8 protein-coding genes are annotated in these 11,669 nt (G+C 64.3%); 2 read left to right on the forward strand and 6 right to left on the reverse strand.

The annotated features are described in order from the left end of the window. Positions 1 to 44: 44 nt before the first annotated feature. From N4G42_RS21300 to N4G42_RS21325, 6 genes are all read right to left on the reverse strand, one after another. The gene (locus N4G42_RS21300) at positions 45 to 3,215 is read right to left on the reverse strand and encodes an efflux RND transporter permease subunit (protein ID WP_260668634.1); all 3,171 of its coding nucleotides are present in this window, start codon (positions 3,213 to 3,215) and stop codon (positions 45 to 47) included. After that, positions 3,212 to 4,816: an efflux RND transporter periplasmic adaptor subunit gene (locus N4G42_RS21305; RefSeq protein ID WP_260668635.1), complete on the reverse strand. Its 1,605-nt coding sequence runs from the start codon at positions 4,814 to 4,816 to the stop codon at positions 3,212 to 3,214. The genes N4G42_RS21300 and N4G42_RS21305 overlap by 4 nt, the downstream gene beginning before the upstream one ends. A 24-nt stretch (positions 4,817 to 4,840) precedes the next feature. Continuing rightward, positions 4,841 to 6,178: a TolC family protein gene (locus N4G42_RS21310; RefSeq protein ID WP_409557855.1), complete on the reverse strand. Its 1,338-nt coding sequence runs from the start codon at positions 6,176 to 6,178 to the stop codon at positions 4,841 to 4,843. Positions 6,179 to 6,294: 116 nt separating this feature from the next. Continuing rightward, positions 6,295 to 6,717, reverse strand: a complete 423-nt coding sequence (locus N4G42_RS21315) for a hypothetical protein (RefSeq protein ID WP_260668637.1) — start codon at positions 6,715 to 6,717, stop codon at positions 6,295 to 6,297. A 346-nt stretch (positions 6,718 to 7,063) separates the two neighbouring features. Continuing rightward, positions 7,064 to 7,423, reverse strand: coding sequence for a copper-binding protein (locus tag N4G42_RS21320; RefSeq protein ID WP_260668638.1), 360 nt, complete (start codon positions 7,421 to 7,423; stop codon positions 7,064 to 7,066). A 130-nt stretch (positions 7,424 to 7,553) separates the two neighbouring features. Beyond that, on the reverse strand, positions 7,554 to 8,003 hold the full coding sequence (locus N4G42_RS21325; RefSeq protein ID WP_260668639.1) for a hypothetical protein: 450 nt from the start codon (positions 8,001 to 8,003) through the stop codon (positions 7,554 to 7,556). Positions 8,004 to 8,211: 208 nt separating this feature from the next. Between N4G42_RS21325 and N4G42_RS21330 the strand changes: the two genes are divergently transcribed. Then, complete coding sequence (locus N4G42_RS21330) at positions 8,212 to 11,238, forward strand: Tn3 family transposase (RefSeq protein ID WP_260668640.1); 3,027 nt, start codon at positions 8,212 to 8,214, stop codon at positions 11,236 to 11,238. Further along, positions 11,235 to 11,588, forward strand: coding sequence for a Tn3 family transposase post-transcriptional regulator TnpC (gene tnpC / locus N4G42_RS21335; RefSeq protein ID WP_260668641.1), 354 nt, complete (start codon positions 11,235 to 11,237; stop codon positions 11,586 to 11,588). Before N4G42_RS21330 ends, tnpC begins: the two co-directional genes overlap by 4 nt. Positions 11,589 to 11,669 lie beyond the last annotated feature (81 nt).

Below are 11,669 nucleotides of genomic sequence, written 5' to 3' on the forward strand. Positions count from 1 at the left end.
GAAGCAGACAGGCGCCAATGCAGGCAAGCCGATGGCCACGGGACTCACTCGGCGGCATGGCCTCGCCTCCAGAAACCGGGTTTCGCGGCACGCTTCTCGCGCTTCTTGCGGATCAAGAAATAGACAGCCGGGATCACGAACATGGACAGCAAAGGCGCGGTCACCATGCCGCCCACCATCGGCGCCGCAATGCGTTGCATCACCTCCGAGCCCGTGCCGGAACCCCACATGATCGGTACCAGGCCCGCCAGGATCACTGCAACGGTCATTGCCTTCGGGCGTACGCGCAGGACCGCACCTTCGCGGATCGCATCCAGCAGGTCGTCGTTACTTGTCGCTCCGTTCGCGATACGCTCATCCCAAGCGTGCTTGAGGTACAGCAACATGATCACGCCGAACTCGGCAGCAACGCCGGACAAGGCAATGAACCCGACCGCACCGGCCACCGACAGGTTGTAGTTGAGCAGGTACAGCAGCCAGATCCCGCCGACCAGCGCAAAAGGCAGGGTGGCCATGATCAGAAAAGCCTCGTCGAAGCGCTTGAAGGTCAGGTACAGCAGCACGAAGATGATCAGCAGCGTGAACGGCACGACGATCTTCAGCTTCGCGGTGGCGCGCTCGAGGAACTCGAACTGCCCGGACCAGGAGACCGAGTAGCCCGGCGGCACCTTGACCTGCTCGGTGACGGCACGCTGCATATCGTGCACCGCGGACCGCAGGTCGCGGCCGCGGATGTCCACGTAGATCCAGCCGGACAGGCGCGAGTTCTCGCTCTTGAGCATCGGTGGCCCATCGACAACCTCGACCTTCGCAATGTCCGACAGCACGATGCGGGCTCCGCGTTCGGTCACGATGGGAAGCTGGCGCACCCGCTCGACCGAGTCGCGGACCTCGCGCGGGTAGCGCACGTTGATCGGGAAGCGAGACAGGCCCTCGACTGTCTCCCCGACGTTCTCGCCACCGATCGCCGAGGCGACGATCGATTGCACGTCGGCGACGTTCATGCCAAAGCGCGCCGCGGCATCCCGGTCGATCTTGACGTCGACATACCGGCCGCCCGACAAACGCTCGGCCAGCGCCGAGGAGACGCCGGGGACGGTTTTGACGACGCGCTCGATCTGTGCGGTCACCCGATCGATCTCCGCCAGGTCGGTGCCGGCCACCTTGACGCCCACAGGGCTCTTGATGCCCGTGGCCAGCATATCAATGCGATTGCGGATCGGTGGCACCCAGATGTTGGACAGGCCCGGCACCTTGACGATGCGGTCGAGCTCCTCAACGAGCTTGTCCTGTGTCATGCCTGCGCGCCATTGGTCGCGCGGCTTGAACTGGATGGTGGTCTCGAACATCTCCAGCGGCGCGGGGTCCGTGGCCGATTCGGCGCGGCCGGCCTTGCCGAACACGGTCGCTACTTCCGGCACCGTCTTGATCAGGCGGTCGGTCTGCTGCAGCAGTTGGGACGCCTTGCCTGCCGAGAGTCCCGGCAAAGCCGAAGGCATGTACAGCAGGTCGCCTTCGTCCAGCGGCGGCATGAACTCGCCGCCGATGTGCTGCAGCGGCCACAGGCTGGCCACCAGAATCACTGCCGCCGCGGCGATCGTCAGCTTGGGCGCTCTCAGCACCGCATCCAGGAGCGGGCGATACACAGCAATCAGGAATCGATTCAGCGGGTTCTTGTTCTCATCCGGAATCTTGCCGCGGATCAGGTAGCCCATGAGGACGGGAATCAGCGTCGCGGACAACCCTGCGGCCGCTGCCATCGCATAGGTCTTCGTGAACGCCAGCGGCGAGAACAAGCGGCCTTCCTGCGCCTCCAGCGTGAACACCGGAATGAACGACAGCGTGATGATCAGCAGCGAGAAGAACAGCGCCGGGCCGACTTCGGCCGCCGAATCGCCGATCACCCGCCAATGCGCCTCGCCCTTTAGCTCTTCATCGGGGTGCTCATGGTTCCATTTTTCGATGTGCTTGTGCGCGTTCTCGATCATCACCACCGCCGCGTCGACCATGGCGCCAATGGCGATCGCAATGCCACCCAGGGACATGATGTTGGCGTTCACGCCCTGGTACCGCATCACAATGAAGGCGGCAAGGATTCCGATGGGCAGTGAAACGATCGCGACGAAGGACGAGCGCAGGTGAAAGAGAAAGATGAAGCACACCACCGCCACGACGATGAATTCCTCGATCAACTTGTGCGTGAGGTTTTCGACGGCGCGCTCGATCAGGTTCGACCGATCGTAGGTCGGCACGATCTCCACGCCCTTCGGCAGGCTCGCCTGCAGGCTCTTGAGCTTGTCCTTCACGGCGTCGATCGTCTCCAGGGCGTTCTTGCCGGAGCGCATCACGATGACGCCGCCCGCCACTTCGCCTTCGCCGTCGAGTTCGCCGATGCCGCGCCGCATCTCGGGACCCATCTGGATGCGGGCCACGTCGCCCAGGCGCACCGAGACGCCCGCATCGGTCGTCATCAGGGGAATTTTGCGGAAGTCGTCCAGGGTCTTCAGGTAGCCGGAGGCCCGCACCATGTACTCGGCCTCGCCCAGCTCGAGCACCGAGCCGCCGCTTTCCTGGTTGGCCTTTTGGATGGCCTCGACCACCTTGCTGTGCGTCATGTTGTAGCCACGCAAGCGGTCCGGATCGAGCACGACCTGGTACTGCTTGACCATGCCCCCGATCGACGCGACTTCGGCCACGTTGGCGACGGTCTTGAGCTCGTATTTCAGGAACCAGTCCTGCAGCGCCCGCAATTGAGAGAGGTCGTGGTTGCCGCTGCGATCCACCAGGGAGTACGAATAGACCCAGCCCACCCCGGTGGCGTCCGGCCCCAGGGCCGCCTTCGCGCTCGCCGGCAGGCGCGACTGCACCTGGTTCAGGTACTCCAGCACCCGGGAGCGCGCCCAGTAGAGGTCGGTGCCGTCCTCGAACAGCACATAGACGAACGAGTCTCCGAAGAATGAGAATCCCCGGACCGTCTTGGCGCCCGGCACCGACAGCATCGTCGTCGTCAGCGGATAGGTGATCTGGTTCTCGACGATCTGCGGCGCCTGCCCCGGGTAGGTGGTGCGGATGATGACTTGCACATCCGAGAGGTCCGGCAGCGCATCGAGCGGCGTGCGCATCAAGGAGTAAACGCCCCAGGCGCTGACCATCACGGTGGCCAGCAGCACCAGGAAGCGGTTGACGATCGACCAGCGAATCAGCTTGGCGATCATTGCTTCTTCTCCGAGGAGCCCATCGGCATCGTGTCCTTGGCGGCGGGTCCAGGCGCTGGCATGGCCGGCATTCCCGTCCCAGCGGGTTCGATCCGCGTCAGCACCGGCAGGCCTGCCTGGTTCATCTGGAACGCGAAGTTCACGCTCTGACCGGGCTTCAGGCCCTGCGGCAGACCGCCGGCCGGCTGGCCGAAGTCCATCGTCATGGCCCCCCACTGCATCGAGGGGATCGGCTCATGCGACAAGGAGACGGCGTCCTTGCCGATGGCCTCGACCTTGGCCTTGCCCGTGTGCTCCACGGCGGCTGCGGCGGCACCGCCGCTGGGGGGGCCTGCCGTCTTGCCGGCGTCCTCCATGCGCGTGGTCGTCCCTCTGAGGCTGGCCTCGGAGTCGATCAGGAACTGGCCGGAGGTCACGACCTTCTGGCCGGCTTGCAGGCCGCGCTTGATCTCGGTCTGGCCGTTGGATTCGTTGCCGATCTCGACGTCCACGGGTCTGAACTTGCCATCGCCTTCGGCGACCATGACGACCATCCGCCGGCCGGTCTGGATGATCGCCTCGGTCGGGACCATCAGCCCTTGCTCGACGTCGGCGTTCAGCGCGACGCCCACGAACATGCCCGGTGAAAGTTGACTTTGCGGATTGGCCAGTTCGATGCGGGCCTTGATCGTGCGCGTGGCCTGGTTGACCTCCGGCAGGATGGCCTGCACCTTGCCCTTGAACACTTTGCCCGGAAGTGCGGGCGAACGCGCCTCCACGGTCGTTCCGGGACGCAGCAAGGCGGACTGGCTCTCCGGCACGTCGGCGTTGGCCCACACCGTCGACAGGCCGTTGATGCGAAACAGCGTTGCGCCCGGCATGACCGTCATGCCCTCGCGCGCCGTCAATTCGACGATCACGCCACTGGTCGGAGCGACCAAGGTGATGCGCGGTTGAACCCGGCCGGCACGCTCGACAAGCCCGATCTGGTCGTCCGTCATGCCCACCTGGCGCATGCGCTGGCGCGCGCCGTCGACGAGCACGGCCAGATCGGTTCCCCGCATGCGGCGCACCGAGAGAAATTCCTCCTGCGCGGCCACCCAGTCCGGCACGTACAGTTCGGCGAGCGGCTGGCCCTTGCGCACCGGGTCCAGCGTCGCGCGAACGTACAGCTTCTCCACGAAGCCCGTCGAACGGGCCTGCACGAACGCCTGGTCTCGCTCGTTGAAGGCGATGCTGCCGGCAGCTTCCACGCGCGGCGTCATCTCCCCGCGCGCAACCTCGGCGGTACGGATCCCGAGGTTCTGCTGCACGCGAGGACTGACACCGACCGTGCCCTCGTCGCCGGACGCGTCGGCATAGACGGGCACCAGCTGCATGTCCATGAAAGGCGATTTGCCCGGCTTGTCGAACTTCTGGCCTGGCACCATGGGGTCGTGCCAATAGAGGACTTTGCGCCCGGTGGCGGGGTCGATCTTGTCGCCCGAAGCGCCCGCCGCAGCGGCCGTCGGCGCTGTAGCGCCGTCGCCGCCATGGCGCTTGCCGAGCGCATAGAGCCCGTAGCCACTGGCGCCGAGCACGCCGGCGGCCACCAGTCCGAGCACGAGGGATTTGAGTTTCATGAAAATTCTCCGGTGTTCAGGACTTCAAGGCACGGTGGCGGTCGCCACATGGCCTTCGGGGATCAAGTAGTTCAGCTGCGCCCACAGGCGCGCGGCCTCCATTTCGAGGCGGATGCGTTCCATCCGGACATCGATCTCGTTGCGGCGCGCTTCGAGGACCCCGTAGAGCGGCGCCACGCCGCCTCGGTAGGCGGCAATCGCCGCCCGTGTCCGCTCGGCGGCCAGGGGAATGAGCGAGTTGTCGTAGCGGGCCAGGCGCTCGCGATCGCTTTGCCATTCCTGCAGCATCGCCATCGCCTCGGACACGTGGCTGCGGGTCGCTTCCTCGCGTTCGGCGCGCATGCGCTCGACCATGGCCAGCTTGGCGGACAGCTCGCGGTCCTGCCGGTTCTTCTGGTCCCACTGCAACGGCACCGACAGGTTGACCGACACCATGTTGGAATAAGCCGAACCGCGCTGGCTGTACATCAGCTCCACCGTCCAGTCCGACTTCTTGTTGGCGCGCGCCATCTGCGCCTCGGCCTGCGCCGTTTCCTCCTGCTTGAGCATCAGCTGAATCTGCGGGTGGTGCGCCAGCCGCGACTCAAGGTCCTGGGGAGAAAGGGGAACCTGGTCGATCGTCGGCAACGGCCCCAAGGGTGAGGTGGCCGGTGCGCCGACCCAGCGCGCGAGCGCGGTCGTGGCGGTCGCGATCTGGCGATCCGCCTGGACGATGCGGTCCTCGATTTGCGCCACCGCCGAGCGGGCCGCGAAGACGTCGGCCTGATTGCCTTTGCCGCCGCGGTAGACGGCATCTGCCGCCTCGATCTGCAGCTTCGCCTCGTCGCGCTGTTGCGACAGCACCTCGCGCGCGCGCTCCTGAAAATAGCGATCCAGCCAGGCGGCCGCAGCGCCAGCTTGCAGTTTCGTCAGCGCCAGGGTGCGGCCGGCGTCGGCCGCTTCGGCTTCCTTCTCGTAGCGCGCCGAGCGCGCGCTCAACTTGTCGCTGCGCGTGAACTCCTGCATCACGCCCACGGAACGCATGGTCATGAAGTCGCGCGTCAGGCTGAAGCGGTCTTCGCCGTTCACCGGCAGATTGCTGATGCCCGCGCGCAGCACGGGATCGGGCCGCTGGCCGGCGGCAACGGCCATTTCGCGGGACGCCGTCGCGAGGGCATCCTGGGCCACCAACTGCTGCGAACGGTCTTGCGCCAGGCGCAGCGCGTCCGGCAGTGCCAGAGCACCGGCACCTGGCGTCTGAGCGTACACGCTGGCGCCGAGCGCCATGGCGAGCAGCACGCCCGCCAAGGATTGGCGGATCGCCGGCCGGCTCCGCGGTGCAAAGGCAGCTTGATTGTGAAACATGAACCAATCTCCAAACAATGAGGGGCGTCGTTCTTCGGCCCTCTGTCGCCATGCCATAGGCAAGCGTCGAGAGGCCGAACCGGCGCGACAAGCATAGGCCGCAGGCCCAGGCTCAGCTCGCTATTCGAGGGAGATCAGGTTCGCAGGCAGCAGTGCACTATCGCGTGCGGTGGGGCCGCCGCCTGCAGGAGCAATCCGGGCGCGTAATAGGCAGCCTCGGCAGTGGGCGTCGCTGTGGACAGCGTGACGCTGTACAGCGCCGTGAGAAGCGCCGGTGCAACGGCCGGACTCGGGGTGTGGTCGGCGCTTTGCTGACCCTGTTTGCAATGCTCGGCGCAGAGGTTGGCAGCCTGGGGATCGACTTCGCCGCAGTCCGCCGGCATGGTTCGTGAGGCGTCGCTCACCATCATCGGACCGGATTGTTCCAAGCGATCGGCATCCGCAGGAACCGCAGCTTGCACCCGCGACTGCGTGCCTGCGCCCACAGGCATGGTCAGGTTCGGGCAAGCGTACGCCGCAATGGCCATTTGCGCGAACAACAGAACGCCGATCATCATGCGGATGACCGGATGCCGGAGTGAGCGCAAAGTTCTCATCTCCATGTGCCCGCGCGCCGACCACGCAGGTTGTCGCGTCGTTCATTCAAGTCGCCCGCATGACCCGCATGCGGCGCAGCGACAGCCGCGGCCACGGCGCCTCCCGTGCCAACGCCCGAAGCGGCAGCAACTTTGCGGATGGCGCGGGCGCAGGTTGTCACGATGAACTCTTGATTGAAACGACGTTGTTTGTGTCGATGCGACATTATACGGGGACTTGGCAGGTGTCAATTGGTCCGGCTGCTTGAGCCGTGCGCCATTTCGTGTGCCGTTGTGGGCTCCCCCATGCTTTGGGCCTGGTCGCGGACTATTGCCGCACGATCTCCACGATGAACAGCGTGCCGTTGGTCTTTTCGGCCTTGAACCGGACCTTGTCGCCGGTGCTCAGGTTTTTGAGTTGCGAGCGCTCTGACACGCGAAAGAGCATGGTCATGCCGGGCATGCCGAGGTTCTCGATGGGGCCATGCGCGATCAGCACTTTGCCCTGGTCCCAATCGATGCGCTGGACCTGACCGGACGAATAGGATTCGCCACCAATCGGCCTGACGTACGAACTTGCAGTCCGTGCTGTCTGAATGTTGGCGTCGATCGGCGCAGCGCCAGCCGCTTGCGTTGCGATGGCAAGGGCCAACATCAATGTCGAAGAGCAAACAGCGTATTTTTTCATACATGTGGATCCTTCACCGTTTGGCTGGCGGCAGCGCATGTGGCCGACCCCCTGTTGTCCGGCGAGGACCGAATTGGTCACATTGCGCTGCCGCGGTCGATCGCAGCAATGGCGGCCTCGAATCAGGTTCTCAGTCGAGCTTGCGGACGGACCCTGTGGTGGCCGTCACGCCCTTGTGCTTGATGTCTTCCACCAGCGCGGCGAACTCGGGACTGGCGCGCCGCCGTGCGTAGTCGGCCGCGGCTCGTTGATAGACGGGCCGCGAGAGGTCGGCGCCGGTCTCTCCCAGTTGCGCGGCAGCCAGGCCAGATCGCATCCAGATCATCGTGTCGGCTTGCACCGCCGCACGGCTGTTGCCCGAGACGCCGACGATCGCACGCGGATTGCCCTGGGGATAGCCCTGGTCCGGCGCGGTCTGGAGCCAGCGCTGCGTATCGGCCGTGACGGCCGCACGGCTCGCGGAAGCGGTCAGGGGCGCAGGCCGAGGGTCGCCCTCGGCATAGTTGCCGGCGAAGACGGGGCCTGCGATCGCGGTCAGCAGGATGGCAAGTGCCAGGGGGGACTTGAGAGAGCGCTTCATTTGGGGTCCTTTGGTGAAGAGTGCGGTTGGGTTCTCCGGCCGAGGTGAGTCCGACGGTGCTGCGGTTCATCCCTTTCGGTGCAATGGACTGTATGAAGGCGGCGGCGGCGCCGCTCTGACCGAATGATTACGGTTCTGTCATCAAGTGCCTGCCTCTACCGCATCAGGTACGCTGCACGCCTGTGTGCATCCCTATCAGGACTTTCGCATGGCCAGCATCGAACGCACGGCATACCCGCGGTTTCCGAGGACCCTGACGCTCAAGGATCTGCAGGCGTCGTTCACGCCGAGGCCCGAGGAAATCGAGTGGGCGCAGCGAAATTCGCGAACGCTGGAGCGTCGCCTGGCGTTGCTCGTGCTGCTCAAATGCTTCGAGTTCCTGCGTCACTTTCCGGCGCTCGAAGCCATTCCTGTCGAGCTCGTCGAGCATGTTTCAGCCACTTTGGGCATGGCACCGACCGAGAGGATCGAGTTCGCATCGCTGGCCACGCTGTATCGCCACCACAAAGCGATACGCGAACTGCTCGGCGTGAAGCCCTACACCGATGGGCAGACACGCAAGCTGACCATCCAGATCGCCCAGCAGGCGGCCGGCATCGTGGAAACCCGCGTCGACATCATCAACATCACGATCGAGGAATTGGTGCGATTGGGCTACGAGCTGCCGGTCTTCCGCACACTCGACGAAATAGCCGAGCAGGCGCATTCAGCTGCCGAATCTGCCTTGCACAAGCGAATCACCCAACGCCTGACCCTGGCTCAGCGAAACTGGCTTGATCGATTGCTGGCTGCCGAGCTTCCTGCTCGGCGCACGCTGTACAACCAAATCAAGAGGTCGGCAAAAAAAGCCTCGCGCAAGCATCTCGATTTGCTGCTGGACCAGTTGACCTGGCTTGAGTCCTTGCCCGACAGTGATGCGTTGCTCGACGGCGTGCCGGCGACCAAACTCAAGCACATGGCCGACATGGCAGCGGCGCTCGACGCGGGCGACATGAAGGATCTGCTGCCTGCCAAGCGCTACACGCTGATCCTGGCCTTGATTCGTCAGATGCGCGTGAGGGCGCGCGACGACGTGGCCGAAATGTTCATTCGCCGTATTGGAGCCATCCACAAGAGCGCCAAGGAGGAACTGCAGGTGATCCAGGCACGCCAGCGTGAGCTGAGCGAGGAGCTGGTCGCCACGCTGGAGCAGGTGCTGGAGATCCTCGCCGAAAACCTGGATGACGCGAGTACCGGGCAACGCGTGCGCGATCTGCTCGCTCCGCACGGCAACCTGGACCAACTGAGGATGGACTGCGAGGCCATCCGCGTGTGGAGCGGCGGCAACCACCTGCCGTTGATCTGGAAGGCCTTCAGCAGCTGGCGCGCGGCGATGTTCCGGATGGCGAAGGCACTGCGTTTTGAGGCGGCCACCCAGGACCGCAATCTGCTCGATGCCCTGGAGGTCGTGCTGGCCAACGAACACCGCAAGGTCGAGTGGATCGCAGACGACCTGACGCTGTCGTTCGCCTCCGAGCGCTGGCGCAAGCTGGTGCGCCGTTCGCATGGGCTGGGCCCTCCGACAAACCGGCGCTATCTGGAGGTGTGCGTATTCAGCTATCTGAGCGGCGATCTTCGCTCGGGCGACGTGTGCATTGAAGGCTCGGAATCCTTCGCCGACTATCGCGCACAGTTGCTTCCCTGGAAGGAGTGCGAAGCGCTCCTGCCGACGTACTGCGACCGGATCGGCATACCGGCGACGGCGATTGATTTCGTCGACGGTCTCAAGCAACTGCTCACCGAAACGGCGGCAAAAGTCGATGAGGAGTTCCCGCAGCATGCGGGTGACGTGGTGATAGGCAGCACCGGCGAGCCGACCCTGCGGCGCGTTGCCGCGCGCGAGGTGCCGGCGTCCGCCATCGCTTTGCACGCAGCCATCGAAAATCGCACGGTGCCGCGCAACCTACTGGATGTTCTGGCCAACATCGAGCACTGGACTGGGTTCACGCGCAACTTCGGTCCGCAGTCAGGCGACGATCCCAAGCTGCGCAACGCGCGTGAGCGCTACTTGCTGACCGTGTTCGCGATGGGCTGCAATCTCGGGCCCAACCAAGCGGCGCGCCATCTGTCCAACGGCGTGACGCCGCATCAGCTGTCGTATGCCAACCAGCGCCACATGAGCCTGGACCAGTTGGACAACGCCTGCCGGGATCTGACCGAGCTGTACCTGCGCCTCGAGTTGCCCAAGCTGTGGGGCGAGGGCAAGAAGGTAGCGGCCGACGGCACGCAGCACGATTTTTACGACCAGAACCTGTTGGTAGGCATGCATTTCCGGTACCGGCGCATGGGCGCGGTGGCTTATCGGCATGTGGCCGACAACTACATCGCGGTGTTCCGCCATTTCATACCGCCAGGGGTACTTGAAGCGGTCTATGTCATCGAGGGCCTGATGAAGGCGGGCTTGAGCGTGCAGGCCGACACGGTGTATTCGGACACCCACGGTCAGTCGGAAACTGTCTTCGCCTTCACGCACCTGGCGGGTATCCAGCTGATGCCTCGCATCCGAAACTGGAAGGATCTGCGCTTCTACCGACCCGAGAAAGGCACGCGTTACCGTCATGTCGACCGCCTGTTCAGCGACGTTGTGGACTGGAAACTGATCCGGGACCACTGGCGGGATCTCATGCAGGTGGCCATCTCGATCCAGGCCGGACGGATCGCCTCGCCGATGCTCTTGCGTAAGCTCAGCCAGGAAGGGCGGCACAACCGGCTCTTTGCCGCGGCCCGCGAGCTCGGCCGCGTGCTGCGCACCGTCTACCTGTTGCGCTGGATCTCCAGCAAGGAGATGCGCCAAGAGGTCAGCGCCACGACGAACAAGATCGAGTCGTACCACGCATTCACAAAATGGCTGGACTTCGGCGGTGACGTGATCAACGAGAACGATCCAAACGAGCAGCAGAAACGGGTGCGCTTCATCGACCTGGTGGCCTCGTCGGTGATCCTGCAGAACACGGTGGACATGATGCGGGTTTTGCAGGAGATGTACGCCGACGGGGAGCCGGTGTCTGCGGCCGACGTGGAATACCTGAGTCCGTACATGACCTCGGGCATCAAGCGTTTCGGCAACTATCACCTCGACCTGAAACGGCCACCGGAGCCTTGGGTCAAGGAGTCGCAGTTTCGGGAAGCGGCCAAGCGCGCGCGAGCCGCGGCCGCGGAGGCGCAGCGCGCCAGCCAGAAAGGAGCAGGCACATGAGCGATCTGGACGACGTCACCATCGTCACGGCCTATGGCCGACTGGACCGGGCCGCGCTGACGCGCGCGCAAAGTAGCTACGACACGGCAGCACTGCTGAACGCGGTGGAGGAGTTGGACAGGATTGTTGGGCATGCGCGAGGGCAGGATGGCCTTCGGGACATTCTGCTGCGTCTGCACAGCATGGCCCACGCTGTGATCAACGGAGCAGGGTTGTCAGTCTCCACGAGCCAAGAAAACCTACCGGAGCTAGCCTTCGATGCGACTGCGGAGATTCTGCAAACGATCTCTGCGCTGCAAAGGTGGGTGAAGCTAATCGAACCGTTGGAGAGCCTTCAGCCTCGCGATTGAGCGACGAAATCGCATAAAAGGTTTTGACTAAATAACCTGAGGGCTTATGAGTCAACACTGGCTTTATCCCGGCTTGCCCGC

The sequence above is a fragment of the Acidovorax sp. K2F genome (genome assembly GCF_025246485.1).
GTDB lineage: Bacteria > Pseudomonadota > Gammaproteobacteria > Burkholderiales > Burkholderiaceae_C > Acidovorax > Acidovorax delafieldii.